Raw genomic sequence first — 17,268 nt, 5'->3', positions numbered from 1 at the left:
GCTCACGCCGCGTCGCAGCGGCCGGCGACAACCCGTGCCCGACCGCCGGCCGCAATCCGCACGCAACGCGATACATGCGCGTCGTCGCCCCCCGGCACATCGCGTCGCGGACGCAATTCGAAGCGCCGGATACCACCGATTGCCTGACCGGCCGGCGGTGCGAACGCGAGATCGTGCGCGGCACCCGCGACGGCCACGTCGGCATCGCGCGGATAGCGCCTCAGCACGCGCGACTGCCCGTCGACCTGCCCGCTGACGATCCAGTCGCACGACCATTCGGCCGAATCGCACCGCTCGCCGGCGCGCAGGCAGGTGCTGCCGCTCCCGGCCCGGCACAGCGTAACGCGCACGCCAAGACGCGTCGCCTCGGTACGTGCAAACGACAGCGCACCGAGCAACGCACGCGAGCGTGCGTCCACACGCTCACGCATGCGCCACTGGTCGAATGCGGGCGCCGCATGGAGCGCCAGCCCGGCCGCCAGCGAGATGGCGACCATCAGCTCGGCGAGCGTGAACCCGCTCGAGCGTCGCAACAGATTTTTCAGGGGGGGAGCGTGCAGTCCCATCGCAGTCGTCCTTCGCCAGGGTGTGATGCGACGACTGTAGCGGCACGTGCGGACGCGCACCATTTGCCGAATGGCCGACTGGCGGCATGCGATCGCGACCGACACAATCGGCGCGAACTGACCCAACGGAGAAGACGATGAACGGACGCAGCGCGTCAGCGCTTACGCGGAGTCTTGGCGGGAGAGGCGCGACGGAACTCTTCGATCACGTCGGCAAATTCGGAAACGTCCTCGAACCGGCGATACACCGATGCGAAACGGACATAAGCGATCGTATCGAGGCCGCGCAACTCGTTCATCACGAGTTCGCCGAGCTTCTCGCTACGCACTTCGCGCTCGCCTGTCGCGAGCAGTTGATATTCGATGCGGGCGACCGCCGCGTCGATCGCGTCGGCAGCAACGGGCCGCTTGCGCAGCGCGAGCTGCATGCTGGCGACGATCTTGCGGCGGTCGAATTCCGTGCGGCTGCCGTCCTTCTTCACGACGAACGGCAGGGACAACTCGACCCGCTCGTACGTCGTGAAGCGCTTGTCGCAAGCCGAGCAGCGACGGCGCCGCCGGATCGCGGCGCCATCTTCAGACACGCGGGAATCCACGACCTGCGTGTCGTCATGCCGGCAGAACGGGCAGCGCATCGTCGATCAGCGATAGACCGGGAAACGCTTGGTCAGCTCGGCAACCTGCGCACGCACGCGCTCGATCGTCGCTGCGTCTTCCGGGTTGTCCAGCACGTCCGCGATCAGGTTGCCCACCTGTTCCGCTTCCGCCGGACCGAAGCCGCGCGTCGTCATCGCGGGCGAGCCCAGACGAATACCGCTCGTCACGAACGGCTTTTCCGGATCGTTCGGGATCGCGTTCTTGTTCACCGTGATGTGCGCCGCGCCCAGCGCCGCTTCCGCTGCCTTGCCCGTGATGTGCTTCGCGCGCAGGTCCACCAGCATCACGTGGCTTTCCGTACGGCCCGACACGATCCGCAGCCCCCGCTTCACCAGCGTTTCCGCCAGCACCCGTGCGTTCTCGACCACCTTCTCCTGGTACGCCTTGAACTCCGGCGACAGCGCTTCCTTGAACGCCACCGCTTTCCCCGCGATCACATGCATCAGCGGGCCGCCCTGGATCCCCGGGAAGATCGCCGAATTGATCGGCTTCTCGTACTCCGCCTTCATCAGGATCACGCCGCCGCGCGGGCCGCGCAGGCTCTTGTGCGTGGTCGTCGTGACGAAGTCCGCGTGCGGCACCGGGTTCGGATACACGCCTGCCGCGATCAGGCCGGCGTAGTGCGCCATGTCGACCATCAGGTATGCGCCGACCGACTTCGCGATCTTCGCCAGGCGTTCGAAATCGATCTTCAGCGAGAACGCCGACGCGCCCGCGACGATCAGCTTCGGCTTGTGTTCCTGCGCCAGCTTCTCGGCTGCTTCGTAGTCGATGTCTTCGTTTTCGTTCAGGCCGTAGCTCACCACGTTGAACCACTTGCCCGACATGTTCACCGGCGAGCCGTGCGTCAGGTGGCCGCCGTGCGCGAGGCTCATGCCCATGATCGTGTCGCCCGGCTTGAGCATCGCGAAGAACACGCCCTGGTTCGCCTGCGAACCCGAGTTCGGCTGCACGTTCGCGGCTTCCGCGCCGAACAGCTGCTTCACGCGATCGATCGCCAGCTGCTCGACCACATCGACGTATTCGCAGCCGCCGTAGTAGCGCTTGCCCGGATACCCTTCCGCGTACTTGTTCGTGAGTTGCGAACCCTGCGCGGCCATCACCGCCGGGCTCGTGTAGTTTTCCGACGCGATCAGCTCGATGTGATCTTCCTGGCGGCGGTTTTCCTGCTCGATCGCGGCAAAGATTTCGGGATCGACGTTCGCAATGGTGCTTTGGGCTCTGTCAAACATACGGTTTCCGTTAAGTGTGTACAGGTTGACCGGAGCGGCCGAATACGGTGCGCTGCTGGCGGGACCAGCTCGACGTGGCGGAAGAATCCGTATGACGCGAGGCAGGACAGCCACCGGCAATGCACGCAACGGCGCACAACGGCTGCCCAGGCGAACGGCAAGAACGGCGCCCCGCGCTTCACGGTGGGATGCTCCACCTTGAACCCGAAGGGTTCTATCGCCAGTCACGCAGGGGTGATGAGCGCGTTAGTGTATTGGATGCGTCATGAATAGGCAACCGCACGGCGGTGCGCCGCAAGCCATTGGGGCCAGACTCTGCGCGCCCGTGCGGGAACGCTTTGCCGCCTTGCCGCGGTGCGGCAATCTCAGTAGGCTTGCGGGATACTTACCCGCTATTTTGTCATCGACCAGGAGCAGCAATGATCGTGTTCGTCACAGGCGCGTCCGCCGGCTTCGGCGCCGCCATCGCCCGTGCCTTCGTCAGGGGAGGCCACCGCGTCGTCGCGACCGCGCGCCGCAAGGATCGTCTCGATGCGCTCGCCGCCGAACTCGGCGACGCCCTTCTGCCGCTCGAGCTCGACGTCCGCGACCGCGCGGCCGTCGAGGCCGTGCCGGCCGCCCTTCCCGCCGAATTCGCAGCACTCGACGTGCTCGTCAACAACGCCGGCCTCGCGCTCGGTGTCGAGCCGGCCCAAAAGGCCAGCCTCGACGAATGGCGCACGATGATCGACACGAACTGCACGGGCCTCGTTACGGTCACGCACGCACTGCTGCCCGGCATGATCGCGCGGGGCCGCGGCCATATCTTCAATCTCGGCTCGGTCGCCGGCACCTATCCGTATCCGGGCGGCAACGTATACGGCGCGACCAAGGCTTTTGTCCGACAATTCAGCCTGAACCTGCGCGCCGACCTGATCGGTACGCCGTTGCGCGTGACCGACATCGAGCCGGGCCTGTGCGGCGGCACAGAATTCTCGAACGTCCGCTTCCGCGGCGACGACGCGAAGGCGGCGAACGTCTACCAGAACGTCCAGCCGCTCACGGCCGAGGACATCGCCGACACGATCTACTGGATCGCGACGCGCCCGGCGCACGTGAACATCAACACGATCGAGATGATGCCGGTCGCCCAGGCACCGGCCGGCCTCGCGATTCATCGTGGCTGAGCCGTCGCATGCAGCCGTGGGCCCGCCTCCGGCCGGCCCGCGGCATGCTACGCCGTACTACATTCCGTTACGAAACCGTTACGAATCCGGCTTCCGCCTTCCGGTAGAATGCGCGCCATGACTCAGCCTACCCGCCCCCCGGAAGTGCCCTCCGGCTTTACCTGGCCGGTGCGCGTGTACTACGAGGATACAGACGCAGGCGGCATCGTCTTCTATGCCAACTACCTGAAGTTCTTCGAACGCGCCCGCACCGAGTGGCTGCGCGCCTGCGGCATCGACCAGCGTCAGCTCGCCGACGATGCCGACGCGATCTTCGTCGTCCGCAGCACGTCGCTCGACTACCGCGCCCCGGCGCGACTCGACGACGCACTGGCGATCACGAGCCAGCCCGGACGCATCGGCCGCGCATCGGTGGAATTCACACAGGAAGCCTGGTGCGGAAACACGCTGCTCGTGGCCGGACACATCCGTCTCGGCTGCGTCGACCGTACCGGCATCCGGCCCGCGGCCATCCCGCCGGCCGTGCTCGACGCGCTGCGGCGCGGGCCCGTCATCGAAACCGGGCAGACTGTATTGTCAACGAAGCTCGCCTGAGCCCCGTTTAGACAAAGCCCATGAACTTGCCTTTCTGATTCGATACTAAGCAAGGTTCGGCGTCAGGCATGGCCGGCGCGCCGCGCCGCACGCATACCAGACGCCCCGAAGGGACGTTACTCAAACCTCTATGAACACTTCTCAAGACCTGTCGATCATTTCCCTCGTCCTCAACGCGAGCGTGCTGGCCCAGGCCGTGATGGGGCTGCTGCTGCTGCTGTCGCTGATGTCGTGGACCTTCATCTTCCGCAAGTGGTTCGCGATCCGCCGCGCACGCGCGCAGACCGAACGCTTCGAGAAGGATTTCTGGTCGGGCGGCGACCTGCAGGCGCTGTACCAGAGCGCCGCCAACAACCGCCACACGATCGGCGCGCTCGAGCGGATCTTCGAATCGGGCATGCGCGAGTTCCTGAAGGCGAAGGAAAAGCGCATCAGCGATCCGGGCCTCGTGCTCGACGGCGCACGCCGTGCGATGCGCGCGTCGTTCCAGCGTGAAATGGACGTGCTCGAAGCGAACCTCGCGTTCCTCGCATCGGTCGGCTCGGTCAGCCCGTACATCGGTCTGTTCGGCACGGTCTGGGGGATCATGAACTCGTTCCGCGGCCTCGCGAACGTGCAGCAGGCCACGCTCGCGAACGTCGCACCGGGCATCGCCGAGGCGCTCGTCGCCACCGCGATCGGCCTGTTCGCCGCGATTCCGGCGGTGGTCGCGTACAACCGCTACGCGCACGACATCGACCGCCTCGCGATCCGTTTCGAGACCTTCATCGAAGAATTCTCGAACATCCTGCAGCGTCAGGCCCAGTAAGGAGCGCGCCATGGCAGGAAGTCCCATCCGATCCAGCATGCGCGGCGGCCGCTCGCGCCGCGCGATGGCCGACATCAACGTCGTGCCGTACATCGACGTGATGCTGGTGCTGCTCGTGATCTTCATGGTCACCGCACCGCTCGTCGCCCCGTCGATCATCAACCTGCCGACCGTCGGCAACGCCGCGCCGCAGGAGCAGACGCCGCCCGTCGTCGTCAACATCAAGGCCGATCGCACGATGAGCGTCAAGTACAAGGGCGACTCGGGCGCGACCCAGGAAGACACGATGACGAAGGCCGAGCTCGACAGCTTCATTTCGGCCCGGCAGGCCGACCATCCCGACCAGCCAGTCGTGATCGCGGCCGACAAGACCGTGCAGTACGATGCAGTCATGACCGTGATGTCCGATCTGAAGGCGCGCGGCGTCAAGCGCGTCGGCCTCCTCGTCAAATCGCAATGAACCGGCAGCAATCCACGCGCAGCTCCGCCTACCCGCCTCGACCTCCCCGCGAGCGGGGCACCTGGCGCGCATTCGCGCTCGCCGCGCTGATGCACGTGCTGCTCGCGCTGTTCCTCTATCACGGCGTGCAGTGGCAGAACAGCACGCCGGCCGGCGCCGAAGCCGAGCTGTGGACCGAGGTGCCCGATGTCCCCGCGCCGCGGCCCGTTGTCACACCCGCACCGCCCGTGAAGGTCGCGCCGCCCGCTCCCCCGGTGCGCGACGAGCAGGCCGACATCGCGCTGCAGCAGAAGAAGCGGCAGCAGGAAGCCGCCGCGCGTGAAGCGCTGCTCGAACAGCAGCGCCGCGCGCAGCAATTGAAGGCCCAGCAGGAAGAGGAAGCCCGACGCGCGCAGCTCGCAGCGCAGGCAGCCGCGCTCGCCGCGCAGAAGGCCGCGGAACGCGACAAGCAGAAGCAGGCCGACAAGCTCAAGCAACAGCAGCTCGCCGAACAGCAGAAACTCCAGCAGCAGAAGCAGGCGCAGCTCGAAGCGCAGCAGGCGGCGAAGGCGAAGGCCGACGCGGCCGCGAAGGCAAAGGCGGAAGCCCAGGCCAAGGCGAAGGCCGAAGCCACGGCGCGCGCGAAGGCCAATGCGGCGGCGAACGCGAAGCTCGACCGCGAGCGCAGCGCCCGCCTGGCACAGATGCAGGGCCTGTCCGGCGCCGGTGAAGGCGGCGGCGAAGGCCTCGCGAAAAGCGGCACGGGCACGGGCTCAGGCGGCAATGCCGCAACGCCCGGCTATGCCGACAAGGTGCGCCGCCGCGTCAAACCGAACATCGTTTGGGGCGGCGAGCGAGCAGGCCTGACCACCGTCGTCAAGATTCGGTGCACGCCGTCCGGTGACGTATTGAGCGCATCGGTTTCCCGCTCCAGCGGGAATTCGGGGTGGGATCAAGCCGTGGTCAATGCGATCCACGCATCGATCCCGTTGCCGCCCGATTCTAACGGTCGTACCCCGTCGGACATTACGATTACCTTCAAGGCGGCGGAGTGAAAGGAAATGCGCTTACACTCCGGGCGTCGCTGTCGGACGGGAACGAATCGGGTATTTTTACTGTCTCTGCCGTTGCGCAGCGATCCAAGCCATACGGGAAGCAAGAAGCATGAGTTTGATGACAAAGCTAGGTTTCAGGGCACTCGTGGCCTCGTGTCTGATTACGGCGGGCAGCGCCGCTAACGCCCAGGTCAACGTGCTGATCACCGGGGTCGGGTCGACCCAGTTCCCCATCGCCACCGCGAATTTCGCGAACGAGGCGAACCTGCCGCAGCAGGTCACGTCGATCGTCCGTGCCGACCTCGCCCGCAGCGGCAAATTCACCAACATCGACGCGGGCAGCACGCCCGTGCCCGAGACCGCCTCGGTCGATCTCGGCGCATGGAAGGCCAAGGGCGCCAATGCGTTCGTCGCCGGCAGCGTGAACCGCGAGGCGAACGGCCAGTACAAGGTCAACTTCATCCTGTACGACACCGTGAAGCAGCAAAGCCTCGGCGGCCTGTCGCTGACGGCCACCGACACCACGCTGCGCACGGCCGGCCACAAGATCGCCGACTACATCTACCAGAAACTGCTCGGCGTGCGCGGCGTGTTCGCCACGCGCCTGTCGTACGTGATCAAGACCGGTAACCGCTACCAGCTGCAGATCTCGGATTCGGACGGCCAGAACCCGCGCATCGCGCTGTCGAGCACCGAGCCGATCATCTCGCCGTCGTGGTCGCCGAGCGGCACGAAGGTCGCGTACGTGTCGTTCGAGCGCAAGAAGCCGATCGTCTACATCCACGACCTGCCGACCGGCCGCCGCTACATCGTCTCCGACCAGAAGGGCAACAACAGCGCACCGGCCTGGTCGCCGGACGGCAACACGCTGGCCGTCGCGCTGTCGCTGACGGGCAATACGCAAATCTATACGGTCAACTCGACGGGCGGCGGCCTGCGCCGCCTCACGCAGAGCAGCTCGATCGACACCGAGCCGTTCTACTCGCCGGATGGCCGCTGGATCTACTTCACGAGCGATCGCGGCGGCGCGCCGCAGATCTACCGGATGCCCGCACAGGGCGAAAGCGCCGGTGCGGCGCAGCGCGTGACCTTCACGGGCAGCTACAACACGAGTCCGCGCATCAGCCCGGACGGCAAGCTGCTCGCTTACATCTCCCGCACGGGCGGGGGCTTCAAGCTGTACGTTCAGGATCTGCAGACCGGCGCGGCGAACGCCATCACGAATACGAATCGCGACGAATCGCCGAGCTTCGCGGCAAACGGCCAGTACCTTCTGTACGCTACCCAGTCGGGTGGTCGAAATGTTCTGGCAGCAGTGCCCTCCGACGGCAGCGCGCCGCCGCAAATCCTGTCCGTCCAGGGCGGCTCCGTTCGTGAGCCGTCGTGGGGGCCCTTCATGCAATGACCACAAGGAGAGTAAACATGATGTCGAATAAAGCTCGTCTGGCCCTGGCCGTGATGATGATCAGCGCGCTCGCAGCGTGCAAGTCGGGCGTGAAGCTCGACGACAAGGCAAACAACGCCGGTGCGGTCAGCACGCAACCGAGCGCCGACAACGTCGCGCAAGTGAACGTCGATCCGCTGAACGACCCGAACAGCCCGCTCGCGAAGCGCAGCATCTACTTCGACTTCGACAGCTATTCGGTGAAGGACGAGTACCAGCCGCTGATGCAGCAGCACGCTCAGTACCTGAAGAGCCACCCGCAACGCCACGTGCTGATCCAGGGCAACACCGACGAACGCGGCACGAGCGAGTACAACCTCGCGCTGGGCCAGAAGCGTGCGGAAGCCGTCCGTCGTGCGATGGCACTGCTCGGCGTGAACGATTCGCAAATGGAAGCCGTGAGCCTCGGCAAGGAAAAGCCGCAGGCAACGGGTCACGACGAAGCATCGTGGGCGCAGAACCGTCGCGCCGACCTCGTCTACCAACAGTAAGTAACGGAAGAATCGCCGTATGACGCACCGTGTATCCCTGCTGCGCGTTGCCGCAGCATTCTGCGTCGCCGGCGCGGCGTGGTCGGCCGCGCCGGCGCACGCCGGCGTGTTCGACGACAACGAAGCGCGCCGCGCCGTGCTCGATCTGCGCAGCAAAACCGACAACCTGGCGAGCCAGTTGTCGGCGGCGCAGCGGACGATCCTCGATCAGTCCGGCCGTCTCGACCAGTTGAACCAGCAGGTCGCGACGCTGCGCGGCGAGAACGAGGATCTGACGAACCGGCTGACGACGCTCGAGCGGCAGCAGAAGGAGTACTACCAGGATCTCGACACGCGGCTCAAGAAGTTCGAGCCGCAGCAGGCGACGATCGATGGTGTCGAAGGCACCGTGCAGCCGGGTGAAACGGATGCGCTCAATGCGGCGCAGCAGCAGTTCCGCAACGGCAACTTCAAGGCGGCGGCCGCTTCGTTCCGCGCGTTCATCGCGAAGTATCCGCAGAGCCCCTACCAGCCGACCGCGCAGTACTGGTACGGCAATGCGCAATACGCGCTGCGCGACTACCGCGGCTCGACCGCAACGTGGCAAGGGATCGTCAGCAAGTTCCCGCAGCACCCGCGCGCGGCCGACGCCCTCGTGGCGATCGGCACGAACCAGCTCGAGCAAGGCCAGAAGGCGGCCGCGAAGAAGACGTTCGAGCAGGTCGTTTCGCAGTATGCCGGGTCGAACGCTGCGCAGACCGCGCAGGGCAAGCTCGAGACGATCAAATAATTATCGCGGCGGGTTGTTGACAGCCTGACAACCCGTCGCTATAATCTTTTGCTCTTTGGGTCGCTTGCAACGTTGTTGAAGCAACGAACCAACAGGTTTCAAGGACGTGGGGTGGTAACTCAGTTGGTTAGAGTATCTGACTTTTAATCAGAGAGTCGAGGGTTCGAGTCCCTCCCACCCTACCAACTATCTTTGATAGTGCAAATTAAAGCCTCCCAAGTGGAGGCTTTTTTGCGTCTGGCGCTTGTGCGTCGATGCGCGGCATCGCGGTGATGCCCGCCACACACTCAGTCGCGCCCTCCCCCTGGCTTCGGCAGAAGCGTCTCTCCCTTCAAGCCCGCGTACAGAAACGCGATCGTGAAAACGATCGAGATGATCGACTCGAGCCACAGGTTCGTGAACGTGTCGACTCTCGCGCTGGCCAGCGGCCTGGCCGGATCATAGCGAACCGGCACCGTGTCACCGACCTCCACCGTCACGAAGCTCCCCGGCAACGATACGCGCTCGCCAGCTTTCGTCACGAACTCGATCAGTGGGTGATGCTCGCCGTGAGTCAACCGGACGACCGTTCCCTGCACGGCAACGGACGCCTCGATGAAAGCGAACCGTTCGTCGATCGATGCCGCGCTCCACACCGCCAGGATCACACCGATGGCCAGCGCCACGTAATTGCACCTCCCGGTCTCGTCGGCCATCCTGTTTCCCGATATCGATCCGCTCATGGCGCCCACACCGGACGGGGCCGGCAATGCACCGCCCGCGCGTCAGCGCACGCTGACGTCGCGCAGCACCGCCCCATATCCCGCGTACAGATTGCCGACCGGCAGCAACTGTTGTTCGGCGAGTTGCCGATGCACGACCCGCAGGTTATGGAACGGCATCCGCGTGAACAGGTGATGTTCGATATGAAAATGAATCGCGTGCGGGCCGAACAGGAACGTCTGCCATGAACGCCGGGCGATGGTGCGCGCGTTGCGGCTCTGGTCGGCACCGGCCGGCAGCCCCGCATGCTCGAAGATCGCACGTACCTGCCCGGCGAGCGGCAACAGCGTGACGGACGGCAGGATCCACAACGTCACGTACAGCAACGGATGTCCGGCCCATGCAAGCGCGCCGAACAGCACACCGTTGCCGGCCAGCATCGACGCGACTTCCCACGCGGCATACGCGCGCGATTTCCCGACCTTCGGCAACGCATGGGCAAATGCGCCGCGGGCGAGCTTCACGACACTCGTCACGTAGCCGATCCCGCACGCGTATGCGAGCAGGCGGCCGATCAGCCGCCCACGCGTTACCGGATAGTCGTGCACGCCGAACAGCAGCGCGACGGGATCGTCCTGCTCCATCGGTGCGCGATGGTGCTTCAGATGGCCTGCACGATACGTACGCAGCGACAGCCACAACGGGCCGGCCGCGAACAGTTGGCCCAGCGCGTCATTGACGTGCCAGTTCCGCGCCAGCAACCCGTGCGCGCCTTCGTGCATCATGACCGCGAGCGCAAGCTGGCTGCGCGCGATCACGATCGCGGCCAACGCGTACGCGAGCGGATGCGCAAACGCGATCGCAGCCACGAACGCAGCGGCAATCATCAGCCAGTCGCCCGCCAGCGCCGCGCCGACTCGCAACGCGCTCACGCGAAACAGCGCGGGATCGGGCACGAACCGCGCAAGCTCGACATTCGGTCCGGCGTGGTGAACGTGGCCATCCGTCATGCGAACCTCCTGCGCAGCGCACGCCGCTCGACCCACAGCGCACTGGCCATCGCGAGCGCCACGCCGCCCAGCACATCGGCCACCGTATGCTGCTTGAGCGTCAGCGTCGACGCGCAGATCAGCAGGCCGACCGCCACTGTCACGAGCCGCCGGCGGTCCGCCAGCATCCGGCAGGCAAGGCACGTCACCGCGACATGCAGGCTCGGAAAACCGTTGGCCGCGAGATCGAGCTGCCACATGCGCGCGAGACGGTGGCGCACGAACGCGTTGCCGATCTCCGCGACGTCGGGCCGCGGCACGGCTTCCGGAAACATCAGGAAGCACACGACACCGAGCACGAACGCGATCAGCACGGCCTCCTTGAACGCGGCGAACGCGGGCGGCCGCGCATACGCGGCGAGCGCAATCACGAACGGAAAGAAGCCGACGTAGACGAACCACGACCACGCGATGAACGGAATCCGCGCATCGATCGCCGTGGCGAACACATAGCGCGGCGTGACGCTGCGCTCCAGCAAAAAGAAGATCGCGAGGCCGGTTGCCATGCCGAACGTCGCGGCCAGCATCTGGCGGATATCGGGCCGGCGATCGTCACGAAAGGACAGCGAATTCATCGTGGCGCCGGCGCCTCGCATCGAGTATCCGTATCGGCCGCCTTCGCACGCGGACGCAACGCCAGGAGGCGCGATGTCCATGCGTCCACGCGAGCACGCGCATGCTCGCGGCCGGCGATCGTCCCTGCCTGCGTGCCGGGATTGCGCATCAGTTCAGCTGCAGCCTGCCCGACTTCCCGCCGAAACGCGGCCGCGTCGCCGCGCCACGTGACGACCCGATGCACGAGTTGCAGCCGCGCGGCGCGCTCGGCGTTGCTCGCCTGCTCGGGCTGATCGGACTGCACGAGCAGGATCGGGCGGCGATACACGCGCGCGATCGACAGCGCAGCCATGCCGGGCGCCGACACGATCAGCGGTGCATGAGCGGCGTGCGTCACCCAGTCGGCGTCGACACCGGTCCAGCCGTCGTGCCCAGCGTAGCCCTCGCCCACACGGCGGGTGGCGATTCCTGCGTCGCGCATGCCGGCCGACAACGCATCGGCGAGCGCGACATCGCGAAAGTGCGGGTTCAGATAAATCGCCGCTGCAGCCGGTTCCGACGCCGGCCGCCCGGCGACGATCGGCACCGGCGTCGGCAGCCGGTAATGCATGCACGATCGCCGGACTTCATCGGCGGCATCGTATGCGAAATCGTGCTCGATGCAGCACCGCGCCGAATCGATCTGCCAGTCGACGATCCGTGCAAAGGCACGCGCCAGTGCGCGCGGCAGCCGCGCATCGAAATTCGCGGTCAACGCACGGCGCAGGCTTCCGCCATAGACATGGACGATGCGGCGCCGCCAGCCCGGCATCGCGCCCATGAACAGCAGCGCCGGATGAAACGAGTCGTTGATCACGAGATCGGCATCGCGGACCATCGCACGCAGCCGCGCAATGTCGCGCAGCATGCGCGACGGCCTGAACACGTAGTGCGCGACATTGCGATCGGTCGCGTCGCGCAGCATGTTCTGCCGTTCGTCGAACTGCACCGCGTAGTGACGGGACAGCACGGCCGCGTCGATGTCGAACGCAGCCAGGAACACCTGCCCCGCGTCGGACGTCGTCAGCACGTCGACCCGCGCGCCGGCCGCACGCAGCGCGTGCACGAGCAGTTGCGCGCGCATCAGGTGGCCGCGTGCGTCGGCCGTCGCGAGATAGACGATCCGCGGCATCATGCGCGCGGACGAAGCGACTGGAGCCAGCCGGCCGCCACCATCGCCAGCGCACCCGTCACGCCGAAGCCGGCTTCGATCGCGCGGATCTCATCCAGCAACGCAGCGAGATGCGCGGCCTCGGACGGCGCAACGAGGCGGCGCAGCGTATCCGAGCAGAGCCGGACATGCCGCGTCTCGTCGGCAAGCACGCGCGAGAGCAACGGATACAGCGGATGCGCGGCGCCGATCGTCTCGCAATGGCGCGCAAGCACGCGCATCGCCATCTGTTCCGCGCACAGACCCGTCGCATAGGCCGGCACGAGCACGCCTTGCGAGAAACGCGGCGCATGGCGCTGCGCGAGCCGGCGCCATCGCATGATCTTGCGCCGGCTCAGCCAGTCGGGCTCATGCGGTGCAGTCGACGGCGCGACGCCACGCTCGCGCAGCGCATCGGCGAACGCGGCCGCGTGGCGACGCTCGTCCGCGAGATGCTGCTCGATCCGCGGCGCAAGCCAGCCAGGCGGCTGTCCGGTCCAGTCCTCGTGCAACGCGCACTCGGTCGCTTCCTCGCCGATCAGGTACATGCGCAGCACCCAGCGTTCGCCATGTGTGCTGCGATGCAGCTGCCGGATCGCCGCCCGCTTGATGCGATCGACGAGGTACGCGCGCACCCGTGCCGCACCGCGCGGCACGGGCGCATCGAGACAGTCGAAGCGTGCATCGTGCGCCGCCTGCGGCGACGCCGGCAGTTCGCCAGCCGCGGTCATGCCGGCACGCCCCGAATGGACGCGGATTTCGCCACGGGCGCCGCAACGGCGGCCGGATCGCGACGCCATCCGAGGATCAGGCCGATGAAGCTTTCCTGCATGAACGCGTGCGCGGAGGCGGTCGCACCCGCAAACGCTTCCTCGCGGCCGTTGACGCGCAGATAGCCGTTGCCGTCACGCGCGCCGAATTCGATCCGGTCGTTCTTCCGGAAGCCGCGTGCACGGATGTCCTTCACGAGCGCGCTGCCGTCGAGGCCGAACAGGAACAACTCACGCTGAGCGACCCACACCGGAATGTGATTGCTCAGCGCATCGAAACGAATCGTCCACGTGCCGGATGCGAGTGCGCGATCGACGTCGGCATCGTGCGGCGCGTTCGACGCAAAGCTCGCACGCGCGACCGACTTCGTCAGGCCGCCCACGCCGAGCGCGATCGTGATGTCGTCCGCGGACGGCTGCTTCGGATCGGTCGCACTCACCTTCACGAGATGCCGCGCGAGCCGCGATGCAAGCGACGGATGCGCGAACAGCGCCAGCGTTTCGTCCGGCGTGAGCACATCGCGCTCGCCATCGCCCTCCTTCACGCGCACGCGATACGGATCGATCCGGACATCGGTGAACGTGCCGTGCACGGGCGCATGGACGTACACGTCGCGGTCCCATTTCGCGCCGTCGCGACGCAACAGCACGTGCACGCTCAACGGCACGCGCCGGCCGTCGCCGTCGACGCCCGTGCCCTGCAGCAGCACGTCGCCGAGCACGTCCTTCGTGCGGCGCGTCGCATCGCTCGAGAAGACGATCGCGTGCGTGTCGGTATCGATGCTCGCGTGAACGTCCGGCGCATCGAGCGCGACGCGATTGCAGTCCGTCGCGGCCGCGTTCTCGAACGGGCAGCCGCTTTGCGACGCAAAGTGGTAGATTCCGCGCCCCGCATGATCGACCGGCGCGGCATGGGCGCCGGCGCTGGCGGCAAACAGGGCGAGGCAGGCAACACGGGCGGCGAGAGAAGACATGGTCGTTGTCGGGATGGGATGCAGGGTGTCGGAGTGTCGTGACTGCGCCGCGAAGTGCGGCGCCGTTTCAATGACGGTGATAGGACAGCGCTTCGAGATCGCGCCGGGCCGATGCGCGTCCCGCGAGACCGAGACCGCGCGCGAGCGCACCGAGCGTATCGACGGCGGACGCCGCGATCGTGACGCCGACAGCCGCGAGATAGCGGACGGCGCCGAGCTGCGGCAGCTGCTGGCGATTCAACGCGCGCAGGCTGTAGCCGAGCCGCATGGCCATCACGCAGAACGGGCCGAGCGGGCCGCTGCGGCCAAGCCACTGCCAGCCGCGCGGCAGGTACGCGTTCACGAGATACGGTGTCAGACCGACGCTATCCTCGCCGCGCATCCAGCGCAGCTTCAGCGATTCGCGATGCGTGTCCGGCAGCCGATGCTCGGTGTGGGCCGCCGGCGCGAACTCGACGGCCACGCCGGCCGCCTGCATCCGCAGCCCCATCACCTGGCAATGCGCGCGATAGACGCCGTCGAGCGGCTCGTAGCGAAATCGCGCGAATACCTCGCGCCGGAACGCGACGTTGTTCGCGTAGAAGTTGCGCGTCGTACCGTCGCGCAGCGGGCTCGGGAAATACATGAAATCGATCGACGTCAGCGCGATGCCGAGCACGTTCGGCGCATAGCTGGTGCGCCCCGCCACCGCGACGGGCGCCTCGCCGGCTTCACGCGCGAACGGTGCGAGCAGGTGCTCGAGCCAGTCGTCGGCCGGCCGGCAATCGGCATCGCCAAACACGACGATGTCGCAGCGGGCCGCGTCGACGCGGTCGAACCCGTCGTTCTTCGCATCGTAGTAGCCGGTGCTTGCGCCGATCTCGACGAAGTCGATCGGGCAGCCAGCCAGCGCGGCGATCTCCGCGCACGCATCGGCCGGCAGGCCGTCGTGCGTGATGATCCATTGTGCGAGTGCCGCGGGCGGTACGGTCTGCTTCGACAGCGCCGACACGAGGCGCTTCAGGCTGTCGACGGCCTGCGCGAGCCCCGCGCCGCCGCGCAGGTTGTTCGTCTCCAGCACGAGCGCAGTCTGCGCCGCCACGGCGCGGGCAGCCGCACGGGTGTGCCGCGTGGTTTCTGTGAAGTCTGGCATCCGGAATATCTCCATCCTCATGCGCACCGGCATGGATGAAACGAATGGGCGAGGAGCCCGCGGCGCATCGGCGCATGCGGGTCGCCCGCGACCGTCATCGCAAGACGGGCGGCCTGGAAGGCGCGCCCGCTTCGCGTGCCGTCACTCCTGGACGGAAGGCGCCGATTCGGCGTCGGTATAGCGCGGCTTCGCGTTCTGCAGGTCACGCGTGTTCTTCTGCACGGCCACCGAACCGAACAGCGCGAGCACGAACGACATTGCGTAGAAGCCCTTCTCGCTCAACTGCAGCGTCGCGTTGAACAGGCCGACGACCAGCAGCGCGATCGACAGCAGCAGCGCGATCCAGCTGAGGCCGTAGTAGATGCCGGTGACGGGAATGCCTTCCGCACGGTCGCGGACGCTTTTCTGCAGCGAGATTGCCGCATAGAGACCGAACACCAGCACGGTGAAGTAGTAGCCCTTCTCGTTGAGCTGCATGCCGGCGTTCCAGAGACCGATCAGGAATGCCGCGAAACCGGCGAGCAGCGCGGCCCACGACGCGGCCACGAACGCGAACGACGGCTGCTGGATGGTGGTCTGGTTCATTGCTTTGCCCTCTCTTTCTTGTTGTTCGAAATCGTTTTCGTTGAACTGCATTTCGCGCATGGTAGCAGCTTTGGCACGCGACAAGACGGCTGGGCTCGCAGTCTTACAATTCGCGCTGGGCCCGCCGCCAGCGCCCCGGCGTCGTGCCGAGCACCGCGCGAAACGCCTTGCCGAAGGCGGCCTCGGACTGGTAACCGACCGCCTGCCCGATCTCCGCCTGCCCGCGCTGCGTATCCTGCAGCAGCGCGCACGCATGCATCATCCGGATCTGCGCGACGAACGCGCCGACGCTCATCCCGGCCCGCTCGCGGAAATGCCGCGCATAAGTCGCTCGCGACATCGCGGCTGCGTCGCCGAGCGACTCGACCGTCCACGGTTTCTCCGGCGCCTGCAGCACGGCCTGGACCGACGGGCCGAGCCGCGCGTCGGCCGCAAGCGCGAGCCAGCCGGACGGCACGCTCGCACCCCGGCCGTATGCGCGCAATGCGTAAGCGAGCAGCGCCTGGCCGAGCGCGTTCACGATCGCGCCGGCGCCCGGCTGCCCGTTCGACGCCTCGGTGCGCAGCACGCTCGTCAGCAGTTGCAGCGGCGCGAACCCCGATGCCTCGCGCAACCCGACATGCAGCACCTGCGGCAGCGTGCGCATCAGCAGTTCGCCCGCGCCGCGCGCATAGACGAACCGTCCGCACAGCAGGTCCACGCTCGCGCTACCCGGTTCGGCCGGATCAAGATTCGACTTGACCGGCAGCACCGCGCCGACGGCGGCGCCCGGTTCGCGCAGCGCCGCACCCGGCCGCGACCGGCCGGCCCCCGCGTCGAGCAGGTCGTGCGCGCCGCCTGCGGGCAGCAGCACGAAATCGCCATCCTCAAGCTGCAGCGTGCGCCCGTCCGCGGTACGCAACCTGCACGTTCCGGCCAGCACGAGGTGAAACGCCGCCTCGCCGGACGGCAGCGGGTCGTGCGGCATCGCGAACGGCCCGTCGAGCAGGCAGCGCACGTCGAGCTCGACATGGCTGCGGCCCAGCGACAGCAGTTGACTCAACGCATCCATGAGACGATCGCGCTAAAAATTGACACTCTAGCGTATCGAA

Annotated in this window: 20 protein-coding genes, 1 tRNA gene and 1 riboswitch; of the genes, 9 read left to right on the top strand and 12 right to left on the bottom strand. The window is 66.7% G+C overall.

Annotated elements, in window-relative coordinates:
• Positions 1–2 precede the first annotated feature (2 nt).
• The 3 genes from HWX36_RS32900 to glyA form a co-directional block, all read right to left on the bottom strand.
• Complete coding sequence (locus tag HWX36_RS32900; protein ID WP_175957947.1) at positions 3–566, bottom strand: GspH/FimT family pseudopilin; 564 nt, start codon at positions 564–566, stop codon at positions 3–5.
• 155 nt (positions 567–721) lie between these two features.
• Positions 722–1,201 carry a transcriptional regulator NrdR gene (gene nrdR / locus HWX36_RS32895; RefSeq protein WP_006476792.1) on the bottom strand — a complete coding sequence of 160 codons (480 nt, stop codon included), beginning with the start codon at positions 1,199–1,201 and terminating at the stop codon, positions 722–724.
• Positions 1,202–1,207: 6 nt separating this feature from the next.
• Positions 1,208–2,455, bottom strand: a complete 1,248-nt coding sequence (gene glyA / locus HWX36_RS32890; protein ID WP_069255884.1) for a serine hydroxymethyltransferase — start codon at positions 2,453–2,455, stop codon at positions 1,208–1,210.
• Between the two features lie 137 nt (positions 2,456–2,592).
• A riboswitch (ZMP/ZTP riboswitch) is annotated at positions 2,593–2,693 on the bottom strand.
• A gap of 181 nt (positions 2,694–2,874) precedes the next feature.
• Here glyA and HWX36_RS32885 point away from each other — a divergent pair.
• The 9 genes from HWX36_RS32885 to HWX36_RS32845 all read left to right on the top strand — a co-directional run bounded on the left by HWX36_RS32885 (position 2,875) and on the right by HWX36_RS32845 (position 9,406).
• Positions 2,875–3,621, top strand: a complete 747-nt coding sequence (locus tag HWX36_RS32885; RefSeq protein ID WP_175957946.1) for an SDR family oxidoreductase — start codon at positions 2,875–2,877, stop codon at positions 3,619–3,621.
• A gap of 108 nt (positions 3,622–3,729) precedes the next feature.
• Complete coding sequence (ybgC, locus tag HWX36_RS32880) at positions 3,730–4,215, top strand: tol-pal system-associated acyl-CoA thioesterase (RefSeq protein ID WP_175957945.1); 486 nt, start codon at positions 3,730–3,732, stop codon at positions 4,213–4,215.
• A gap of 130 nt (positions 4,216–4,345) precedes the next feature.
• Positions 4,346–5,023, top strand: coding sequence for a protein TolQ (gene tolQ / locus HWX36_RS32875; protein WP_021157170.1), 678 nt, complete (start codon positions 4,346–4,348; stop codon positions 5,021–5,023).
• A gap of 10 nt (positions 5,024–5,033) precedes the next feature.
• A complete protein-coding gene (gene tolR, locus HWX36_RS32870; protein ID WP_006484943.1) occupies positions 5,034–5,483 on the top strand; it encodes a protein TolR in 450 nt (149 codons plus the stop codon).
• Positions 5,480–6,517 carry a cell envelope integrity protein TolA gene (gene tolA / locus HWX36_RS32865; protein WP_175957944.1) on the top strand — a complete coding sequence of 346 codons (1,038 nt, stop codon included), beginning with the start codon at positions 5,480–5,482 and terminating at the stop codon, positions 6,515–6,517. The genes tolR and tolA overlap by 4 nt, the downstream gene beginning before the upstream one ends.
• Before the next feature lie 109 nt (positions 6,518–6,626).
• Entirely contained in the window at positions 6,627–7,922 is a 1,296-nt protein-coding gene (gene tolB, locus HWX36_RS32860) for a Tol-Pal system beta propeller repeat protein TolB (RefSeq protein WP_175957943.1), read from the top strand.
• Between the two features lie 17 nt (positions 7,923–7,939).
• On the top strand, positions 7,940–8,452 hold the full coding sequence (pal, locus tag HWX36_RS32855) for a peptidoglycan-associated lipoprotein Pal (RefSeq protein ID WP_006484980.1): 513 nt from the start codon (positions 7,940–7,942) through the stop codon (positions 8,450–8,452).
• 19 nt (positions 8,453–8,471) lie between these two features.
• On the top strand, positions 8,472–9,221 hold the full coding sequence (ybgF, locus tag HWX36_RS32850) for a tol-pal system protein YbgF (protein WP_039361280.1): 750 nt from the start codon (positions 8,472–8,474) through the stop codon (positions 9,219–9,221).
• A gap of 108 nt (positions 9,222–9,329) precedes the next feature.
• A tRNA-Lys gene (locus tag HWX36_RS32845) sits at positions 9,330–9,406 on the top strand.
• Positions 9,407–9,508: 102 nt separating this feature from the next.
• Here HWX36_RS32845 and HWX36_RS32840 read toward each other — a convergent pair.
• The 9 genes from HWX36_RS32840 to HWX36_RS32800 all read right to left on the bottom strand — a co-directional run bounded on the left by HWX36_RS32840 (position 9,509) and on the right by HWX36_RS32800 (position 17,228).
• Positions 9,509–9,916, bottom strand: coding sequence for a DUF3592 domain-containing protein (locus tag HWX36_RS32840; protein WP_175957942.1), 408 nt, complete (start codon positions 9,914–9,916; stop codon positions 9,509–9,511).
• Positions 9,917–9,985: 69 nt separating this feature from the next.
• On the bottom strand, positions 9,986–10,933 hold the full coding sequence (locus HWX36_RS32835; protein WP_175957941.1) for a fatty acid desaturase family protein: 948 nt from the start codon (positions 10,931–10,933) through the stop codon (positions 9,986–9,988).
• The gene (locus tag HWX36_RS32830; protein ID WP_175957940.1) at positions 10,930–11,547 is read right to left on the bottom strand and encodes a phosphatase PAP2 family protein; all 618 of its coding nucleotides are present in this window, start codon (positions 11,545–11,547) and stop codon (positions 10,930–10,932) included. The genes HWX36_RS32835 and HWX36_RS32830 overlap by 4 nt, the downstream gene beginning before the upstream one ends.
• Entirely contained in the window at positions 11,544–12,701 is a 1,158-nt protein-coding gene (locus HWX36_RS32825; RefSeq protein ID WP_175957939.1) for a hypothetical protein, read from the bottom strand. Before HWX36_RS32825 ends, HWX36_RS32830 begins: the two co-directional genes overlap by 4 nt.
• A complete protein-coding gene (locus HWX36_RS32820; RefSeq protein ID WP_175957938.1) occupies positions 12,698–13,447 on the bottom strand; it encodes a hypothetical protein in 750 nt (249 codons plus the stop codon). Before HWX36_RS32820 ends, HWX36_RS32825 begins: the two co-directional genes overlap by 4 nt.
• Positions 13,444–14,460, bottom strand: coding sequence for a hypothetical protein (locus HWX36_RS32815; RefSeq protein WP_175957937.1), 1,017 nt, complete (start codon positions 14,458–14,460; stop codon positions 13,444–13,446). Before HWX36_RS32815 ends, HWX36_RS32820 begins: the two co-directional genes overlap by 4 nt.
• Before the next feature lie 67 nt (positions 14,461–14,527).
• Complete coding sequence (locus tag HWX36_RS32810) at positions 14,528–15,592, bottom strand: glycosyltransferase family 2 protein (protein ID WP_175957936.1); 1,065 nt, start codon at positions 15,590–15,592, stop codon at positions 14,528–14,530.
• 141 nt (positions 15,593–15,733) lie between these two features.
• Positions 15,734–16,177, bottom strand: coding sequence for an inner membrane protein YiaA (gene yiaA / locus HWX36_RS32805; protein WP_039361552.1), 444 nt, complete (start codon positions 16,175–16,177; stop codon positions 15,734–15,736).
• A gap of 103 nt (positions 16,178–16,280) precedes the next feature.
• Entirely contained in the window at positions 16,281–17,228 is a 948-nt protein-coding gene (locus HWX36_RS32800) for an AraC family transcriptional regulator (RefSeq protein ID WP_175957935.1), read from the bottom strand.
• Between the last annotated feature and the right edge of the window lie 40 nt (positions 17,229–17,268).

It is taken from the genome of Burkholderia sp. BCC0405 (genome assembly GCF_902833075.1).
GTDB lineage: Bacteria > Pseudomonadota > Gammaproteobacteria > Burkholderiales > Burkholderiaceae > Burkholderia.
The sequence above is the reverse complement of the archived record's forward strand: the minus strand, read 5'-3'. Positions and strand labels throughout refer to the sequence as shown.